Here is a 19,281-nt window from a genome sequence, read left to right on the forward strand (position 1 = left end):
CAGAGCAGTTGGGATTCCACATCAATCGCGGAATCGACGGCAATCGTTAACAGTGGCAGCGTTCATATCTGCTTCGCAGCCGGAAAGAAACCCGCGCGATACGCAAGCAGCCTTCCGCAGACGCAAGTTGGCGTCCGGAAAACGCGAATGCAGAAAAAATCGCGTGTTTATAAGGGCTTGCATCAAAATCTTGTCAACAGGAATTTTTTACCCGACTGTAGCAAAAATGCAAAAAAAGCTGGTGACAAAGCCCATTCTTTGAGCTAGTTTCAGCTCACAAAACAGGCAAGGAGATAAATTCTTGCCAACTCGCGGTCAAGTCTTGGGAGGATCAGATCTTAGGCGCGCTTGTCGCAGCCCCGGTAACGGTTACGGATCACGCGATACTTAAAACAAGGCTTTTAGCCTTGTTTTTTTTTGGTTTTTCGGCCCCTTCCCTAACGTGAACATCAGAGAATTGACGTTGCGGCAGATGCTCCTGCCGCCGCGTCAGCTCTTTGCATCATCTTGATGACAGCCGTATGACGGCATTTTCGAGACAACCAACACATATGCTCAAAGATTGAGCAAAAGCCCTATTCGATATTGAAGGCTGGGCCGATCTGCGGCAGGGCGTCGAACCCCCAGCCGAAGTAGGTCGACGAGAAGTACCAAGCGCCATAGACGATCGCCGAAACCACCGTCGTCGTCGAGAACACGAAGAGCGCGCGGAAGCGTGTCGGAGCGCTGGGTACCGTGCCGAGCACGATCTCGTTATCATCCGCCTGGGTGCGCAGACCGATCGGCAGGACGGCGAAAAGGGTGAGCCACCAGACGATGAAATAGACGGCAAAGCCCTGTAGGAAAATCTGCAGCATGGCGGGTTCCAAATCAGTTGCGACCATCGCAACGCCGCGCCTTATAGAGTGGATTGGCGCGAAGCTCAAATCACGCCGCGAGCTCAGCTGGGAAATAGGTCACTCTGCCGCAGCGGGCCCGATCAGTCGCGAAGCGTCTCACTATGGAGTCTCGCGCAGTCCTTCAAGGCCGCGCTGAACTGTTCCGGTGGCATGTCGTCTTCCAATTGCCTGATCAGCTCATCGACACGGGCCTGCACTATCGCCTCTGCGGCAGGCTTGGGCTGACCTGCGCGCACGAGATTTTGTTCGCCTGCGCTGCTCAACACCAAGAATGCGTCATACATACGCTCGCGCTGGCGGGTTTGCCAGTTCCTGGGATAGGCCTCGACCAGAAGACGAAAGACTGCGGAGCATTCGAGCTGATGCCTCGCCCTCGCGGTAAGGGCATTGCCATCGACCGCCGCTTGCGCATGGGCGCCAGCAGGCACGGCTAGACAAATAGCACAGACGATCCCTATTGATCTGACCGACATTTGCATTCCTCCACCTTCGAGAGGAATAGCAACCCTAGGTAAATATTCAATATGAATATTGGGTTGTGCTTCGAGTGGCGGTCAGACCTGCTCGAGCTCGATCAGCGTCCCGAAGAAATCCTTGGGGTGCAAGAACAGAACCGGCTTGCCGTGGGCGCCGGTTTTCGGTTCGCCGTTGCCCAGCACCCTCGCCCCTGATGTCAGCAACTGGTCACGGGCAGCGATGATATCCGCCACCTCGTAGCAAATATGGTGCATGCCGCCGGCAGGGTTCTTTTCGAGGAAGGCTGCGATCGGCGAGGCATCGCCGAGCGGCTCCAGCAGTTCGACCTTGGTATTCTCGAGCTCGACGAAGACGACGGTGACGCCATGGTCAGGCAGGGCCTGCGGCTGTGATACCCTGGCACCCAGGGTATCACGATAGCTGGCGCTCGCCGCAGCGAGATCGGGGACGGCAAGCGCGATGTGATTGACGCGGCCGAGCATAAGGTCAGACCTTGCTGAGGAAGACAGTCACAACCGGCTTCTTGCCCCAGGCATGGTTTGCGGCAGAGCGCACGGCGCGGCGCGCGGCCTCCTGCACCATGTCCAGATCCTTGCGGCGGGCGCGTGGAATGCTTTCGATGGCACCGACGACGGCGTCGTAAAGCGTATCCTCGAGCTCATCGCCTTCGTCATCGTAGACAGGCAGGCCGATCGCCACGACATCCGGCTCGCCGATGATGTCGAAGCGGCTGTCCAGCAGCACGTTGACGGCAACATGGCCGACATAGGAGAGCTTCTTGCGATCGCCGATACCCATTTCTTCGAAATCGCCGATCAGCGAGCCATCCTTGTAGATCCGGCCATGCGGCGCTTCGTCGATGACCTCGGCCGGACCCGGCGCCAGGCGCAGCACGTCGCCGTTGCGCACACGGGGAACGCTGGCGATGCCCGACTGTTCGGCCAATTCCTTGTGCGCCGTCAGATGCGTTGCCTCGCCGTGCACGGGCACGAGAATCTTCGGCCGCACCAGCTGGTACATCTTCTGCAGTTCGTTCCGGCGTGGGTGGCCGGAGACGTGAACCAGCGCTTCGCTATCGGTGATGATGTGAATGCCCTGCTCGACGAGGCCGTTCTTGATGTCCTGGATGGCTTTCTCGTTGCCGGGAATGGCGCGCGAGGAAAAGACCACGATGTCGCCGGCGGCCAGTGCCACGTTGCGCATCTCGTCACGCGACAGCTTGGCGAGTGCGGCGCGGGGCTCGCCCTGGCTGCCGGTCAGGATGACCACGACCTTGTCACGCGGAATGTAACCATATTCGTCTTCGGCGATGAACGGCTTGACGCCCTCCATCAGGCCCAGTTCGCGGGAAACGTCGACGACGCGCTTCAGCGAACTGCCGAGCAGCAGGATCTCGCGGCCGGCGGCCTCGGCTGCCTCGGCGACGGTGCGGATACGGCCGACATTCGAGGAGAAGGTGGTGATCGCCACGCGCCCTTCGGCATTCTCGATGATCTTGCGCAGGCTGGCGGAAACATCCTTTTCGGATGGCGAGACACCATCGCGCAGCGCGTTGGTGGAATCGCACATCAGCGCCAGGACGCCCTCGTCGCCGAGCTGGCGGAAGCGCGTCTCGTCAGTCAGCGGCCCGAGCGACGGCTCGTGGTCGATCTTCCAGTCACCGGTATGGATGACATTACCGAGCGGTGTGCGGATCATCAGCGACATCGGTTCGGGGATCGAGTGATTGACGGCGACGCCTTCGATGCTGAAGGGGCCGACATTGATCGTATCGCCCGCCTTGAAGATCGTCACCGGCACTTCGCCGATCGCGTCCTTCTCGAAATTGCGCTTGGCTTCGAGAAGCCCGGCCGTGAACGGCGAGGCGTAAACCGGGACGTTGAGGCCCGGCCAGAGATCGGCCAGCGCGCCGTAGTGGTCTTCGTGGGCATGGGTGATGATGATCGCCTTGAGGCTCTTTCGCTCCTTGGCGAGAAAGCGGATATCAGGGAGCACCAGATCGACGCCCGGCAGATCGGGACCCGGGAAGGTCACGCCGCAATCGACCATGATCCACTGGCGATGATCCGCGGGGCCGTAGCCGTACAGCGCGAGATTCATGCCGATCTCGCCGACGCCGCCCAGCGGAAGAAATACCAGTTCGTCCTGTTTCGCCATTAGGTCCTACTATCCAAAGAAAACATCACCGGCAGCGATCTGCAGCATCCTGCCTGCGCCGGTATCGAGCATCAACAGCCCATTATCATCAATTCCGGCGAATTGGCCGGAAATCGACCTGTCCGGCAAATTCACCGTAATCTTCTCGCCAATGCCACAGGCGACATCGCGCCAGCGCGCGGTAATCTCCCGGATGCCGCGGCCCTCGTTCCAGATATCCAGAACCTCGGCCATCGAGGCATAGAGATGGGCAAACAGTTCCTCAGGGGAAGCCCTGCCGCCCTGTTCCCTGATGCAGGTCACCGGATACATCGGATTGTCGGGCATGACGGAGACATTGATGCCGATGCCGATCACCAGCGCGTAGCGGCCATCCGGCAGTTGTTCGCCCTCGACGAGGATGCCGCAGGTCTTTTTGCGGCCGATCAGGATGTCGTTCGGCCACTTGACTTCGAGCGCCTCGGCGGCCGGCGGCAGCACCCTGCGAACGGCCTGATGCACGGCGACGGCAATCGCCAGCGGCAGGGAGCCCATGCGCTCCATCGGCGCCGGATCGATCAGAAGAAGAGAGGCGTAGAGATTGCCGGGTTCGGAAACCCAGGGGCGTCCACGGCGGCCGCGGCCGCCGGTCTGCCTGACGGCGGTCACCCAGAGGAGGCCGCTGTCCCCTGCCCGGGCCCGGGCAAGGCATTCGGTGTTGGTCGACGGGGTCTCCGGCAGCGCTTCATGCCGGAAATCGCCGAGCGATATCCGGCGGCGCATGGGAGACACCATCAGAACAGCGTCGCTGCCGCGAGCTCAGCCGCACCGCCGATCGGACCGCCGATGAGAACATAGGCGAGAACGAACAGGCCGGAGAGACCGTAGACCAGCTTGAGAGCGCCGGAGACGCGGGCAAACTCACCCTTGGCTTCATCGAACCACATCAGCTTGATGACGCGCAGGTAGTAGTAAGCGCCAACGACCGAAGCCAGAACGCCGATGATCGCCAGCGCATAGAGCTTGGCTTCGATGGCGGCGACGAAGACGAAGTACTTCGCGAAGAAGCCTGCCATCGGCGGAATGCCGGCCAGCGAGAACATCAGGATCGTCAGCACGGTCGCCATGAACGGGTTGGTGCTGGAGAGACCTGCGAGATCGTCGATACCTTCGACGACGGTGCCATCCTTGCGGCGCATCGACATGATGATCGCGAAGGAGCCGAGCGTCATGACCATGTAGATGACCATGTAGAGCATGACGCCGGAGACGCCCGTCTGGTTGCCGGCGGCGAGGCCGACCAGCGCATAGCCCATGTGACCGATCGACGAATAGGCCATCAGTCGCTTGATGTTCTTCTGGCCGATGGCGGCGAAGGAACCGAGGAGCATCGAGGCGATCGAGATGAAGACGACGACCTGCTGCCAGTCCGCCATGATCGGCTGGAAGGCGGTGATGACGATGCGGGTCATCATGGCCATGGCGGCAACCTTCGGCGCGCTGGCCAGGAAGGCCGTGACCGGGGTCGGTGCACCCTCATAAACGTCAGGCGTCCACATGTGGAACGGCACGGCCGAGATCTTGAAGGCGATACCGGCGAGGATGAAGACCAGACCGAAGATCAGGCCCAGCGAACGGGCGCCTTCAACATTCAGCGCCTGGGCGATGTCGGCGAAATGCGTGTGGCCGGTGAAGCCGTAGACCAGCGACATGCCGTAGAGCAGCATGCCCGAGGAGAGCGCGCCGAGGACGAAATACTTCAGACCGGCTTCGGTCGATTTGACGCTGTCGCGGTTGATCGCAGCGACGACATAGATCGCCAGCGACTGCAGCTCGAGGCCGAGATAGAGCGCGATCAGATCGTTTGCCGAGATCATCAGCATGATGCCAAGCGTGCAGAGCACGAGGAGAACCGGGAACTCGAACTTGTCGAGCTGGTTTTCCTTGGCAAGGCCGAGCGACATGAACAGCGCCACGAAGGAGCCGATCAGCGCCGTAACCTTCATGAAGCGGGAGAAGCCGTCCGCCTGATACACACCGCCGAAGGCAAGGCCCGTGGACGGGATGAAGATCAGCCAGAGCGCCGAGGCGGCAAACAGGATCATGGCGAGCACGCTCACCATGCGCCCGGAACGCTCGCCCGCAAAGACGCCGATCATCAGAAGGACAAGGGCGCCTACCGCGAGGATCAGCTCCGGCGCGGCGAGATGCAGACTTGCAAGAATGGTTTCAGCGGTCATGTCCAAATAGTCCCGTCATCAATTCATCGACAGCGCAACGTTCTGCGCTGCGTGTACGGCGGCCGTATAGTTATTCACCAGCAGATCCACCGAAGCGGCCGTCGCATCGAAGACCGGTGCCGGATAGACACCGAAGAGGATGGTCAGCGCAATCAGCGGGTAGAGCAGCAGCTGCTCACGCGGCGAAAGATCGAGAAGCGCCTTCAGCTTTTCCTTCTCCAGCGCACCGAAGATCACGCGGCGATAGAGCCACAGAGCATAGGCAGCGGACAGGATGACACCGGTGGCCGCAAACAGCGCAACCCAGGTGTTGGCACGGAAGACGCCGATCAGGGTCAGGAATTCACCGATGAAGCCGGAGGTGCCGGGAAGACCGACATTGGCCATGGTGAAGACCATCATCGCTACCGCGTATTTCGGCATGTTGTTGACGAGGCCGCCATAGGCCGCGATCTCGCGGGTATGGGTACGGTCGTAGACAACGCCGACGCAGAGGAAGAGCGCGCCGGAGACGATGCCGTGCGACAGCATCTGGAAGATCGAGCCCTGAACGCCCTGCATGTTGGCGGCAAAGATGCCCATGGTGACATAGCCCATATGCGCCACCGACGAATAGGCGATCAGCTTCTTGATGTCGTCCTGCATCATCGCCACCAGCGAGGTGTAGATGATGGCGATGACCGACAAGGCAAAGACCATCGGCGCGAAGAAGTCGGACGCCACCGGGAACATCCCGAGCGAGAAGCGGATCAGGCCGTAGCCGCCGAGCTTCAGGAGCACGCCTGCCAGGATAACGGAGCCAGCCGTCGGGGCCTGAACGTGCGCATCGGGAAGCCAGGTATGGACGGGCCACATCGGCATCTTCACCGCGAAGGAGGCGAAGAAGGCCAGCCATAACCACGTCTGCATCTGCGGCGGGAACTTGTAGGCGAGCAGCGCCGAGATATCGGTCGTGCCGGCCTGCCAGTACATTGCCATGATGGCGAGCAGCATCAGCACCGAGCCGAGCAGCGTGTAGAGGAAGAACTTGTAGCTTGCGTAGACGCGGTTCGCGCCGCCCCAGACGCCGATGATCAGGAACATCGGGATCAGGCCGGCTTCGAAGAACACGTAGAACAGTACGATATCGAGCGACACGAAGACACCGACCATCATCACTTCGAGGATGAGGAAGGCGATCATGTATTCCTTCAGGCGCTTCTCAACCGAGAGCCAGCTGGCCAGCACGCAGAAGGGCATGAGGAAGGTCGACAGGATGACGAACAGCATCGAGATGCCGTCGATACCGACATGGTAGCCGATGCCGGTGCCGAGCCAGGCATGCTTCTCGATCATCTGGAAGCCCGGATTGGCGTTATCGAAGCCGATCCAGATCAGAAGCGACAGCAGGAACGTGACGATGGTCGTGAACAACGCGATGTTGAGCACGTTCCGGCGGCCGTTCGGGCCGCTTTCATTCATCAAGAGCAGAAGCACCACGCCGACCAGCGGCAGGAAGGTGACCGTTGTAAGAATAGGCCAATCGGTCATCAGAAGGAACTCCCGAGCATCATCCAGGTAACGAGCGCTGCAATGCCGATCAGCATCGCGAAGGCGTAGTGATAGAGGTAACCGGTCTGCAGGCGGACCACGCGGTTCGTCACATCGACGACGCGGGCGGCAATGCCGTTCGGACCGTAAGTATCGATGACACCGACATCACCCTTCTGCCACAGGAACTTGCCAAGAGCCTTGGCCGAGCGGACGAAGAGGAAGTCGTAGAGCTCGTCGAAGTACCACTTGTTCAAGAGGAACTGGTAGAGAACGCGATGCTGCTGGGCGAGAACGCGCGGCGTCGAAGGCGACTTGATATACATGTACCAGGCGATCACGAAGCCGACGACCATGGCAATGAAGGGGCTCAGAGCCACCAGAGCCGGAACGTGATGGAAGTGTTCCAGCAGTTCATTCTCCTTGGAGGTGAACAGCGCACCCTTCCAGAATTCGGCATATTCCTCGCCGTAGAAGCGCCCCTCGAAGAGGAAGCCTGCGAAGACGGCGCCGATCGCGAGAATATAGAGCGGCACCAGCATGACCTGCGGCGATTCATGGACGTGATGCATGACTTCGTGGGAAGCGCGCGGCTTGCCGAAGAAGGTCATGAAGATCAGGCGCCAGGAATAGAAGCTGGTGAACAGCGCGGCGATGACCAGCATCGTGAAGGCAAAGCCTGCTGCCGGCGAATGCGACGCGTAGGTTGCCTCGATGATGACGTCCTTCGAGAAGAAGCCTGCAAAGCCGAACGGCGTGAACGGAATGCCGACGCCGGTGATGGCGAGCGTGCCGATCATCATCATCCAGAACGTTACCTTGATGTGCGGACGCAGGCCGCCCATGTAACGCATGTCCTGTTCGCCATCGACGGCGTGGATGACCGAACCGGCGCAAAGGAACAGCAGGGCTTTGAAGAAGGCGTGCGTGAAGAGATGGAAGATAGCCGCGCCATAGGCCCCTACTCCGAGCGCCACGAACATGTAGCCGAGCTGCGAGCAGGTGGAATAGGCGATGACGCGCTTGATGTCGTTCTGGACGAGACCGACCGTTGCCGCGAAGAAGGCGGTGATCGCGCCGATGATGGTGACGACGGTCAGCGCATCATGCGAAAGCTCGAACAGCGGCGACATGCGGGCGACGAGGAAGACGCCGGCGGTGACCATGGTTGCGGCATGAATGAGCGCCGAAACCGGGGTCGGGCCTTCCATGGCGTCCGGGAGCCAGGTGTGCAGCAGGAACTGCGCCGACTTACCCATGGCGCCCATGAACAGCAGCAGGCAGACGGCCGTCAGCGCATGCGTCTTGTCGAGCTGCATGCCGAAGAGGTTCAGAACCACTTCGCTGGCAGCCTCGGCACCTTCATGCGGCGCGAAGTTCGCGGCGTTGGCGAAGATCGTGTCGAAGTTGATGGCGCCGAACAGCACGAAGACACCGGCAATACCGAGCACGAAGCCGAAGTCGCCGACGCGGTTGACGATGAAGGCCTTCATCGCCGCAGCCGAAGCGGACGGCTTCTTGAACCAGAAGCCGATCAGCAGATACGAGGCCAGACCCACGCCTTCCCAGCCGAAGAACATCTGCAGCAGGTTGTCGGAGGTCACCAGCATCAGCATGGCGAAGGTGAAGAGCGACAGATAGGCGAAGAAACGCGGGCGATGCGGATCATGATGCATGTATCCGATCGAGTAGATGTGCACCAGCGTCGAGACCGTGTTGACGACGATCAGCATGACGGAGGTGAGCGTATCGATACGCAGCGACCAGGAGACGTCGATGCCGCCGGACTGGATCCAGCGCAGCACGTCCACCTTGATGGCGCCTTCCGGATGGCCGAGCGCCACCGTGAAGAAGACATACCAGGAGAGAGCGGCGGTGATGATCATCAGGCCGCTGGTGACGTATTCCGATGCCTTGGCGCCGATCGCGCGGCCGAAAAGGCCGGCAATGATCGCGCCGATCAAGGGAAGAAAGACGATAGCCTTATAGAGGAACATGAGCCGCTCAGCCCTTCATCATATTGACGTCTTCGACCGCGATCGAACCGCGGTTACGGTAGAAGACAACGAGAATTGCAAGACCGATCGCCGCTTCTGCAGCCGCAACGGTCAGAATGAAAAGTGCGAAGACCTGGCCGACGATGTCGTTGAGGAACGACGAGAAGGCGACCATGTTGATGTTGACCGCGAGCAGAATGAGTTCGATCGACATCAGGATGACGATGATGTTCTTGCGGTTCAGGAAGATGCCGAAGACGCCGAGCGTGAAGAGGATGGCGCTGACCGTCAGGTAGTGGGAAAGACCGATGACCATGTTCTTTGTTCCTTGTACCTGTCCTTAGACACCCTGCCCCGGCTTGACGGTGACCACCTCGACGGCGGTCGCCGGCGTGCGGGCAACCTGCTGGGAAATATTCTGGCGGCGGATATTGGTGCGATGCTTCAGCGTCAGCACGATCGCGCCGATCATGGCGACCAGAAGCACCAGGCCGGCGATCTGGAAGAAGTAGACGTAATTCGTATAGAGCACGTCGCCGAGCGCCGCCGTATTGGTGCGTTCCGTCAACGCCGGGATCGGCATGGCGACGGTCTTGGCGATCTCGGGCGAAATCACGCTGCCGCCGACGACGACGATCAGCTCGGCTGCGAGGATCAGGCCGATCAGCGCGCCGATCGGCGCATATTCCAGAACGCCTGCTCTCAGCTCCGTGAAGTCGATGTCGAGCATCATGACCACGAAGAGGAAGAGAACCGCGACCGCGCCGACATAGACGACGAGCAGGATCATCGCCAGGAATTCGGCGCCGAGCAGCAGGAAGAGGCCCGCGGCGTTAAAGAAGGTCAGGATCAGGAACAGAACCGAGTGAACCGGGTTCTTTGCCCAGATGACCATGAACGCCGACGCTATCGCGACGAAGGCGAAAAGATAGAAAAATAGAGCCTGCAGACCCATGTTGGTGCCTTTTTCATCTTCCCCCGGGCAGCCGGGAGTTTCCCTGCCCGATGAAGCTTCGTCACCCCTGAAGGGCCGGCAAAGCTCCGGTGCATGTTGACCGCGGGCGGCGAGTGCCAGCCCTGCGGCATTTCAAATTTCAATCAACGGTACGGAGCGTCGATCGCGATATTGCGCGCGATTTCGCGTTCCCACCGGTCGCCATTGTCGAGAAGCCGCTGCTTGTCGAAGTAAAGCTCTTCGCGGGTCTCGGTGGCGAATTCGAAATTCGGACCTTCGACGATCGCATCGACAGGGCAAGCTTCCTGGCAGAAGCCGCAATAGATGCACTTCACCATGTCGATGTCGTAACGCACCGTGCGGCGCGTGCCGTCGTTGCGGCGCGGACCGGCTTCGATGGTGATCGCCTGAGCGGGACAGATCGCTTCGCAGAGCTTGCAGGCGATGCAACGCTCTTCACCGTTCGGATAACGGCGCAGTGCGTGTTCGCCGCGGAAACGCGGAGAGACCGGACCCTTTTCGAACGGGTAGTTGATAGTCGCCTTCTGCTTGAAGAAGTAGCGCATCGACAGAAAGAATGCGCCGACGAATTCCTTGAGGAACAGCGAGCTGACGGCGTTGGACAAGCTGGCCATCTTCAACCTCCAAATTTGCTGGAAACGAGGAAGGACATGATCATGCCCATCCCATCAGCTTCAGCACGAATGCAACAATGACGACCATGGCGAGCGACAGAGGAAGGAAGACCTTCCAGCCGAGGCGCATCAGCTGGTCATAGCGGTAGCGCGGCACGAAAGCCTTGACCATCGCGAACATGAAGAACACGAAGCACGACTTCAGCATGAACCAGATGATGCCCGGCACCCAATTGATCAGCCAGAAATCGACCGGAGGCAGCCAGCCGCCGAGGAACAGGATCGTCGTCAGCGAGCACATCAGGCAGATGGCAGCATATTCGCCGAGCATGAACATCATGTATGGCGAGGAGCCATATTCGACCATGAAGCCGGCAACCAGTTCCGATTCCGCTTCCGGAAGGTCGAAAGGCGGACGGTTGGTTTCAGCAAGCGCCGAGATGAAGAAGATGATGAACATCGGGAACAGCGACAGCCAGTGCCAGTCGAGGAACGAGCTGGGCAGGCCGAGCTTGGTGCCGAGACCGGTCTGCTGCGACATGACGATATCCGTCAGGTTCAGCGAACCCACGCAGAGAAGAACGGTGACGATGACGAAGCCGATCGAGACTTCGTACGAAACCATTTGCGCTGCCGAGCGGAGCGCGCCGAGGAACGGGTACTTCGAGTTCGAAGCCCAGCCGCCCATGATGATGCCGTACACTTCGAGCGACGAGATCGCCAGAATGTAGAGAATGCCGACATTGATGTTGGCAATGACCCAGCCGTTGGCAACCGGCACGACCGCCCAGGTCGACAGCGCCAGAAGCACGGTGACCAGTGGGGCCAGCAGGAAGACGACCTTGTTGGCGCCGGCCGGAATGACCGGCTCCTTGAAGACAAACTTCAAAAGGTCGGCGAAGGACTGGAAAAGACCGAAGGGACCAACCACATTGGGTCCACGGCGCAGCTGAACGGCAGCCCAGATCTTACGGTCGGCAAGCAGAATATATGCGATGAAGACCAGCAGGCAGACAAGCATGAGCAGCGACTGACCGACCATGATGAGGCCAGGCAAGACATAAGTTGAAACAAACGATTCCATAGTCCCCTGCCCTTACTCTGCCGCGACTTTGAAGTTGTTGCGGGCCAATGCCGAGCACTCGGCCATGACAGCCGAGGCGCGCGCGATCGGGTTCGTCAAATAGAAGTCTTTGACCGGTGAAGCAAACCCGGATTTGTTCATCTTCCCGGCTTTTTTCGCAACTGCGGCAATTTTGGCGCTGTCGCTTTCGGCGATCTCGTCGACGGCTGCGAAATGCGGGAATGCCGCATAGAGCTTGCCGCGCAATTCGCCAAGCGAATCAAAGGGAAGCTTCTTGCCGAGCACGTCAGAAAGCGCACGCAGGATCGCCCAGTCTTCGCGGGCGTCGCCCGGTGCGAAACCGGCGCGGTTGCCCATCTGGACGCGGCCTTCGGTGTTGACCCAGGTACCGGACTTTTCGGTGTAGGCAGCAGCCGGAAGGATGACGTCGGCATTATGCGCGCCCTGGTCGCCATGCGAGCCGATATAGACCGTGAACTTCGCGGCCTTCTTGGTGAAATCGAGTTCGTCTGCGCCGAGCAGGAAGAGCACGTCCATGGAGGACAGCATATCCGCGGCGTTGACGCCCTTGGCGCCCGGAACGAAGCCGAGGTCGAGACCGCCGACGCGGGCCGCTGCCGTGTGCAGGACCGCAAAACCGTTCCAGCCGTCGGCAACAGCACCGACCGTGCCTGCGAGCTTGGCAGCGCTGGCGAGGACACCGGCGCCATCAACACGCGAGAGAGCGCCCTGGCCGATGATGATCAGCGGCTTCTTGGCATCAGCGAGAACCTTGGCGAAGGCATGGTTGCCATCGACGAGATCCTTCAGCGTATCCGGGCCAGCGCCGAGATATTCGTAATCGTAGCGCATGTCGCCGGCTTCGCCGATCACACCGATTGGGAAACCGCCGCGGCGCCAGCGCTTGCGGATGCGGGCGTTGAGAACGGCTGCCTCGAAGCGCGGGTTGGCACCGATGATCAGCAGCGCGTCGGCTTCTTCGATGCCCTGGATGGTCGGGTTGAAGAGGTAGCTTGTGCGGCCGAGCGACGGATCAAGTGCCGTCCCATCCTGGCGACAGTCGAGGTTCTCGGAACCGAGCGACTTTACCAGTTCCTGCAATGCGTACATTTCTTCGACCGTGGAAAGGTCGCCGGCAATCGCGCCGATCTTTTCGCCGGTCGTGCCAGCCACTGCCGTCTTGATGGCGCCGAAGGCTTCGGCCCAGGTTGCCGGCTGCAGGCGGCCGCTCTTGCGGACGTAAGGACGATCGAGGCGCTGCGTCTTCAGGCCGTCCCAGATGAAGCGGCTCTTGTCGGAGATCCACTCTTCGTTGATCTGGTCGTTGACGCGCGGCATGACGCGCATGACTTCGCGGCCACGGGTATCGACGCGGATCGCCGAGCCGAGCGCGTCCATGACGTCGATCGATTCAGTCTTGTTCAGTTCCCACGGACGGGCTGTGAAGGCGAAGGGCTTGGAGGTCAGCGCGCCGACTGGGCAGAGGTCAACGACGTTGCCCTGCAGCTCCGAGGTCATCGCCTGCTCGAGATAGGTGGTGATTTCAGCATCTTCGCCGCGGCCGATCAGGCCAAGCTCGGAGATACCGGCCACTTCGGTGGTGAAGCGGACGCAGCGCGTGCAGTGGATGCAACGGTTCATGACCGTCTTGACGAGCGGTCCGATATACTTGTCTTCGACGGCGCGCTTGTCTTCCTGATAGCGCGAGGTGTCGATGCCGAAGGCCATCGCCTGGTCCTGCAGGTCGCACTCGCCGCCCTGGTCGCAGATCGGGCAATCCAGTGGATGGTTGATCAGCAGGAATTCCATCACGCCTTCGCGGGCCTTCTTGACCATCGGCGTGTTGGTGAAAACTTCAGGCAGTTCGCCGTTCGGGCCGCCGCGGATATCGCGAACACCCATGGCGCAGGAAGCCTGCGGCTTCGGCGGGCCACCCTTCACCTCGACGAGGCACATGCGGCAATTGCCGGCGACCGACAGCCGCTCATGGAAGCAGAAGCGCGGAACTTCAGCGCCGGCTTCCTCACACGCCTGGATGAGCGTGTAGTGATCCGGGACCTCGATCTCGTTGCCGTCAATCTTCAGTTTTGCCATCGTCACTCAAGTCCTGTTTCCCGTTCGCCGGATGGCGGCAAACAAACCTATTCTGCAACATGACCGCTGCCAGGCGGGATTTCGTCCCCGCAGGCATCGGCGTCGCCCAAATTGTCTTTCCCCGGCCCCGGGGAACCCGAGACCCGATCGGCCTGCCGTTAACGAGGCCCCTGCCCCGCCATGCCTGCCTTATTCCCTCCGGCCGCTTGGGTCAGCCGGAAAAATTCAGCTTCGCTTGCGGCCCTTCGCCGCGAGCGCCTTTGCCTGACCACGCCAGTCGTCGCGGGCGATCCGGCCATCAAAGCCGAGATCGGCGTCAACGCCTGCCGCTTCCGCATCGCTCCAGGCGGCAATCGCCGCAAAGGTACGGATGCCCCTCGCGTTCAGAACCTGCTCCAGCTTCGGACCAATGCCCGAAATCAGCTTCAGGTCGTCGGCCTTCTTGGCGCGGCTCACCGGCTTCTTCGCAACCTGGGCCTTGGGCTCCTCGGCCGCGACGATCGAGAGCTTCGCCTTGCGCACGGCCGCCGGACGGATGTTTTCCGGCTTGATGCGAACCTCCGGCTTTGCAGCCTGCGGCGGCGTTTCGTCGAGCGCCTCGGCAATCCGGCTGGTCGCCTCGAAGGCGCCCTGCAGCGCTCCGAAGAAGGCACCGGCGATCTGCGTCGAGAAACCGATGCCGACGGCGGTTGCCGCAGCCATCGCCGCGGCCGGATGGGCCATCAGCGGGTGGATCGGCATCGCCTTTGCGTTCTCCAGCATCTCGGCAGCAAGACGGCCGAAGTCAGCCGAGAAATCGGCTGCCCCTTCCTTGTCATTGCCGCCAGATGCCTTGGCCATCATTTACTCCGCAGCTTCCAGAACCGCACCATGATCCATGGCGCTTGCCGTGTACTGATCGATACGCGCTTCGATTTCCGGACGGAAATTGCGGATCAGACCCTGGACCGGCCATGCAGCAGCATCGCCGAGCGCACAGATGGTGTGGCCTTCGATCTGCTTGGTGACCTGGAACAGCATGTCGATTTCGCGCTTCTGGGCGTTGCCCTTGGCCATGCGCTCCATGACGCGCCACATCCAGCCGGTGCCTTCGCGGCACGGCGTGCACTGGCCGCAGCTCTCATGCTTGAAGAAGGCAGAGATACGGGCGATCGCCTTGATGACGTCCGTGGACTTGTCCATGACGATCGCGGCGGCCGTACCGAAGGACGAGCCGACGGCGCGAAGGCCATCGAAGTCCATCGGGCAGTCGATGATGTCCTTGGCAGGCACGATCGGGCACGATGCGCCGCCCGGAATGACGGCGAGCAGGTTGTCCCAGCCGCCGCGGATACCGCCGGCGTGGCGATCGACGAGCTCACGGAAGGTGATGCCCATCTCTTCTTCGACTGTGCACGGCTTGTTGACGTGGCCCGACAGCATGAACAGCTTGGTGCCGACATTGTTCGGACGGCCGATCGAGGAGAACCAACCGGCGCCGCGGCGCAGGATGGTCGGCGCAACGGCGATCGATTCGACGTTGTTGACGGTCGTCGGGCAGCCGTAGAGACCCATGTTCGCCGGGAACGGCGGCTTCAGGCGCGGCTGGCCTTTCTTGCCTTCCAGGCTTTCGAGCAGCGCGGTTTCTTCGCCGCAGATATAGGCGCCGGCGCCGTGGTGGACGTAGATGTCCATCGGGTAGCCGAGCTTGTTGCTCTTACCGAGCAAACCGGCGTCGTAGCACTCGTCGATAGCAGCCTGCAGAGCCTCACGCTCACGGATATATTCGCCGCGGACGTAGATATAGGCAGCATTGGCGCCCATGGCGAAGCTGGCGATAACGCAGCCTTCGATCAGCGTATGCGGATCGTGGCGCATGATATCGCGGTCCTTGCAGGTTCCGGGTTCCGACTCGTCGGCATTGACGACGAGATAGTGCGGGCGGCCGTCGGATTCCTTCGGCATGAAGGACCACTTGAGACCGGTCGGGAAGCCTGCGCCGCCACGTCCGCGAAGGCCGGAAGCCTTCATCTCGTTGATGATCCAGTCACGACCCTTTTCGAGGATCTGCTTGGTGCCATCCCAGTGGCCGCGGCTCATCGCGCCCTTCAGGGACTTGTCCTTGAGGCCGTAGATATTGGTAAAGATGCGGTCTTTATCTTGTAACATGCTTCACCTCTTACCGCGGCTTCTTGCCGAAGACCTTGATATATTCCGCTTCACCACCCTTGGCGAGCGCCTTGGCCTGCTTGACCCAGTCGTCGCGCTCGATGCGGCCCTTGAAATTCAAGTATCCATCGACCCATTCGCGTTCAGCCTTCTTCCACGCGCCGACTTGCGCGAAGGTGAAGATGCCGAGTTCGTTCAAAATAGCTTCGATCTTCGGACCAACGCCGGAGATCAGTTTCAGATCGTCAGGCGCAGCAGGCTTTGCGATGCCGGCCGGACGGTTCTTGTCTTCCAGCGAGGGCTTGCCAGCGGCCGGAGCAGTAGCAGCCTTGGCAGGCTTTTCAGCGGCAGCGGGTGCAGCCTCAGCAGCGGCGTTCTTGGCAGCAGCCTTCGGCGCCGTGACAGGCGTCTTCAGCGCGGCATTGGTCTCTGCATCGGTGCTCTTCGGACGCGCGGCTTCCGACGGCGGAACGCTGACGGCATCGGCATCGGCCTTCTTCGCAGAGGTCTTTGCCTTCGCCTTCGGCTCTTCGGTCAGGAGCGACGTCGGGCCACCTTCCGGCGACGAGAAGTGACGATCGATCTGCGGACCGGGCTTAACGCTCGCGCCGTTTCCGGCGTTGAACGTATCGATGATCTCTTCGAGACGCTCAGGCGTCAGATCTTCGTAGGTGTCCTTGCCGATCATGATCATCGGCGCGTTGACGCAGGCCCCGAGACACTCGACCTCTTCCCAGGACAGCGTGCCCTCGGCGTTGCGCTCGAACGGGTGCTGGTGGATCTTGCTGCGGCAGACGCCCATCAGCTTTTCCGAACCGCGCAGCATGCAGGGCGTGGTGCCGCAAACCTGCACGTGAGCGCGCGTACCGACGGGACCGAGCTGGAACTGCGTGTAGAAGGTCGCGACCTCGAGGACGCGGATATAGGCCATGTCAAGCATGTCGGCGACTTTCTCGATCGCCGCGCGCGTGACCCAACCGTCCTGCTCCTGCGCTCGCATCAGCAGCGGAATGACCGCGGACTGCTGACGGCCTGCGGGATATTTCTGGATCGTCTTATCCGCCCAGACCGCGTTTTCGTCATTGAAGGCGAATGCGGCAGGCTGGAATTGATCTTCGGCTAGTCGACGAACGGACATTCTTCCTCACGCCTTGTCAGTTTAGGGTCCCACACCGCGAGGCCGTCAAAGACTGCATCTCACAAGCGTAGGCCGACTGGTCTTTCTGCAAAAACACTACGAATTTCTTGCCGTTCGGAACGGCGGCCTTGATCTGGTAGCCCTTGGAAACGAGCTCCCCGATCGTGGCCTGACCGCTTGGCGGCGTTATCTCTTCCGCACCGAGCTTCGGGCCGAATCCCTGCGTATTGTCCTGGGCGAAGGCCGAGGCGGCAACGAGGAATGCGGCGGACGAGAGCACGGTGAGCTTCATCAGCGGTCAACCTCACCGAAGACGATGTCGAGCGAACCGAGAACGGCTGCGACGTCGGCCAGCTGGTGGCCGCGGCACATGAAGTCCATCGCCTGAAGGTGGGCATAGCCCGGGGCGCGGATCTTGCAGCGGTACGGCTTGTTGCTGCCATCAGACACCACGTAGACGCCGAACTCGCCCTTCGGCGCTTCGACAGCGGCGTAAACTTCGCCGGCCGGTACGTGATAGCCTTCAGTATAGAGCTTGAAGTGGTGAATCAGCGCTTCCATCGAGCGCTTCATCTGTCCACGCTTCGGCGGCACGACCTTGCCGTCAACGGACGAGAACGGACCGGTCTTCGCGTCGGAAAGCAGGCGATTGACGCATTGCTTCATAATGCGGACCGATTCGCGCATTTCGATCATGCGGATCAGGTAGCGGTCGTAGCAGTCGCCGTTCTTGCCGATCGGGATATCGAATTCGAGATCGGAATAGCATTCGTAGGGCTGCGAACGGCGCAGGTCCCAGGCAGCACCCGAACCGCGCACCATGACGCCCGAGAAACCCCAGGCCCAGCAATCTTCCAGCGAGACGACGCCGATATCGACGTTACGCTGCTTGAAGATGCGGTTGCCGGTGAGCAGATCATCGATGTCATCGAGCTTGCCCGGGAACTGGTCGCACCACTTGCCGATATCCTCGACGAGATCTTCCGGCAGATCCTGGTGGACGCCGCCCGGACGGAAATAGGCAGCGTGCATGCGCGCGCCGCAGGCACGCTCATAGAACACCATCAGCTTCTCGCGCTCTTCGAAGCCCCAGAGCGGCGGCGTCAGCGCGCCGACGTCCATCGCCTGCGTCGTGACGTTCAGGAGATGCGAGAGGATACGGCCGATTTCCGAGTAGAGAACGCGGATCAGCTGGCCGCGGATCGGAATATCGATGCCGAGCAGCTTTTCGACTGCCAGGGCATAGGCATGCTCCTGGTTCATCGGCGCGACGTAATCGAGACGGTCGAAATACGGAACGGCCTGCAGATAGGTCTTGGTCTCGATCAGCTTCTCGGTGCCGCGGTGCAGCAGGCCGATATGCGGATCAACACGCTCCACAATTTCGCCGTCAAGCTCCAGGACAAGACGAAGAACGCCGTGCGCCGCCGGATGCTGCGGTCCGAAATTGATGTTAAAGTTGCGGACGTTATGTTCTGTCATGGCGATCAACTCGATTAGAGTGATTAGTGAATAGTGAGCAGTGATTAGTTTTCATCTCTCGCTACCCATCAGCTTTTCTGCGCTGGACGCTCCGAATAAGCGCACCCAGCATCTTTCCCGTTTCATCACATTGGCCGAGCATCCGGTTCAGCGCAGAAGTGTCTAAAAGACCGACCCTCCCGGCGATAATCAAATGCGTCTCCAACTCTTTCAACGAGCCCTGCGCGATCTTGAGAAACTGGGCGAACGATCCTCGATTTTCCCTGCCGTATCCTTCCGCAATATTGGCTGCCACGGAAGCAGACGAGCGCCGGATCTGGCTCGTTAGTCCATAAATCTCTTCCCGCGGGAAGGTTCTCGTCACCTCGTAACAAACAACCGATAAATCGATGGCGAACTGCCAGACTTTCAAATCACGATAGGAACTTATTTTCCCGTTCGTCACTTGGCCATCCTGTGACTATTC

Annotated in this window: 19 protein-coding genes; all 19 read right to left on the reverse strand. The window is 60.5% G+C overall.

Annotated features, from left to right (window positions below; genetic code table 11):
• Window positions 1-575 precede the first annotated feature (575 nt).
• Window positions 576-857 (reverse strand): DUF1467 family protein, encoded by a 282-nt coding sequence (locus tag AC1DV9_RS25820; RefSeq protein ID WP_477942105.1) that lies wholly within the window; start codon window positions 855-857, stop codon window positions 576-578.
• A 122-nt stretch (window positions 858-979) separates the two neighbouring features.
• The gene (locus tag AC1DV9_RS25825) at window positions 980-1,372 is read right to left on the reverse strand and encodes a hypothetical protein (protein WP_477950537.1); all 393 of its coding nucleotides are present in this window, start codon (window positions 1,370-1,372) and stop codon (window positions 980-982) included.
• A gap of 81 nt (window positions 1,373-1,453) precedes the next feature.
• The gene (mce, locus tag AC1DV9_RS25830) at window positions 1,454-1,858 is read right to left on the reverse strand and encodes a methylmalonyl-CoA epimerase (protein ID WP_477942101.1); all 405 of its coding nucleotides are present in this window, start codon (window positions 1,856-1,858) and stop codon (window positions 1,454-1,456) included.
• Between the two features lie 4 nt (window positions 1,859-1,862).
• Window positions 1,863-3,533, reverse strand: a complete 1,671-nt coding sequence (locus AC1DV9_RS25835; RefSeq protein WP_477950538.1) for a ribonuclease J — start codon at window positions 3,531-3,533, stop codon at window positions 1,863-1,865.
• 9 nt (window positions 3,534-3,542) lie between these two features.
• Window positions 3,543-4,307 carry a biotin--[acetyl-CoA-carboxylase] ligase gene (locus AC1DV9_RS25840; RefSeq protein WP_477950540.1) on the reverse strand — a complete coding sequence of 255 codons (765 nt, stop codon included), beginning with the start codon at window positions 4,305-4,307 and terminating at the stop codon, window positions 3,543-3,545.
• Window positions 4,307-5,752, reverse strand: a complete 1,446-nt coding sequence (gene nuoN, locus AC1DV9_RS25845; RefSeq protein ID WP_477950542.1) for an NADH-quinone oxidoreductase subunit NuoN — start codon at window positions 5,750-5,752, stop codon at window positions 4,307-4,309. The genes AC1DV9_RS25840 and nuoN overlap by 1 nt, the downstream gene beginning before the upstream one ends.
• An 18-nt stretch (window positions 5,753-5,770) precedes the next feature.
• A complete protein-coding gene (locus AC1DV9_RS25850) occupies window positions 5,771-7,282 on the reverse strand; it encodes an NADH-quinone oxidoreductase subunit M (RefSeq protein WP_477950543.1) in 1,512 nt (503 codons plus the stop codon).
• Entirely contained in the window at window positions 7,282-9,279 is a 1,998-nt protein-coding gene (gene nuoL, locus AC1DV9_RS25855) for an NADH-quinone oxidoreductase subunit L (RefSeq protein ID WP_477950545.1), read from the reverse strand. Before nuoL ends, AC1DV9_RS25850 begins: the two co-directional genes overlap by 1 nt.
• A gap of 7 nt (window positions 9,280-9,286) precedes the next feature.
• On the reverse strand, window positions 9,287-9,595 hold the full coding sequence (nuoK, locus tag AC1DV9_RS25860; RefSeq protein WP_018900202.1) for an NADH-quinone oxidoreductase subunit NuoK: 309 nt from the start codon (window positions 9,593-9,595) through the stop codon (window positions 9,287-9,289).
• Window positions 9,596-9,619: 24 nt separating this feature from the next.
• Window positions 9,620-10,234, reverse strand: coding sequence for an NADH-quinone oxidoreductase subunit J (locus AC1DV9_RS25865; RefSeq protein WP_112389680.1), 615 nt, complete (start codon window positions 10,232-10,234; stop codon window positions 9,620-9,622).
• Window positions 10,235-10,377: 143 nt separating this feature from the next.
• Window positions 10,378-10,869, reverse strand: a complete 492-nt coding sequence (nuoI, locus tag AC1DV9_RS25870; protein ID WP_112389679.1) for an NADH-quinone oxidoreductase subunit NuoI — start codon at window positions 10,867-10,869, stop codon at window positions 10,378-10,380.
• A gap of 40 nt (window positions 10,870-10,909) precedes the next feature.
• Window positions 10,910-11,953: an NADH-quinone oxidoreductase subunit NuoH gene (gene nuoH / locus AC1DV9_RS25875; protein ID WP_112389678.1), complete on the reverse strand. Its 1,044-nt coding sequence runs from the start codon at window positions 11,951-11,953 to the stop codon at window positions 10,910-10,912.
• Window positions 11,954-11,965: 12 nt separating this feature from the next.
• Window positions 11,966-14,047, reverse strand: a complete 2,082-nt coding sequence (nuoG, locus tag AC1DV9_RS25880; RefSeq protein ID WP_477950546.1) for an NADH-quinone oxidoreductase subunit NuoG — start codon at window positions 14,045-14,047, stop codon at window positions 11,966-11,968.
• Between the two features lie 225 nt (window positions 14,048-14,272).
• Entirely contained in the window at window positions 14,273-14,890 is a 618-nt protein-coding gene (locus AC1DV9_RS25885) for a 5' DNA nuclease (protein ID WP_477950548.1), read from the reverse strand.
• Window positions 14,891-16,195 (reverse strand): NADH-quinone oxidoreductase subunit NuoF, encoded by a 1,305-nt coding sequence (nuoF, locus tag AC1DV9_RS25890; protein WP_112389675.1) that lies wholly within the window; start codon window positions 16,193-16,195, stop codon window positions 14,891-14,893.
• Window positions 16,196-16,205: 10 nt separating this feature from the next.
• Window positions 16,206-17,333, reverse strand: coding sequence for an NADH-quinone oxidoreductase subunit E (locus AC1DV9_RS25895; RefSeq protein WP_477950550.1), 1,128 nt, complete (start codon window positions 17,331-17,333; stop codon window positions 16,206-16,208).
• A gap of 16 nt (window positions 17,334-17,349) precedes the next feature.
• Entirely contained in the window at window positions 17,350-17,625 is a 276-nt protein-coding gene (locus AC1DV9_RS25900; protein WP_112389673.1) for a hypothetical protein, read from the reverse strand.
• On the reverse strand, window positions 17,625-18,815 hold the full coding sequence (locus AC1DV9_RS25905) for an NADH-quinone oxidoreductase subunit D (protein ID WP_477942088.1): 1,191 nt from the start codon (window positions 18,813-18,815) through the stop codon (window positions 17,625-17,627). Before AC1DV9_RS25905 ends, AC1DV9_RS25900 begins: the two co-directional genes overlap by 1 nt.
• A gap of 61 nt (window positions 18,816-18,876) precedes the next feature.
• A complete protein-coding gene (locus tag AC1DV9_RS25910; RefSeq protein WP_310298442.1) occupies window positions 18,877-19,260 on the reverse strand; it encodes a four helix bundle protein in 384 nt (127 codons plus the stop codon).
• Window positions 19,261-19,281: the final 21 nt, after the last annotated feature.

It is taken from the genome of Rhizobium sp. 01L410 (genome assembly GCF_056400165.1).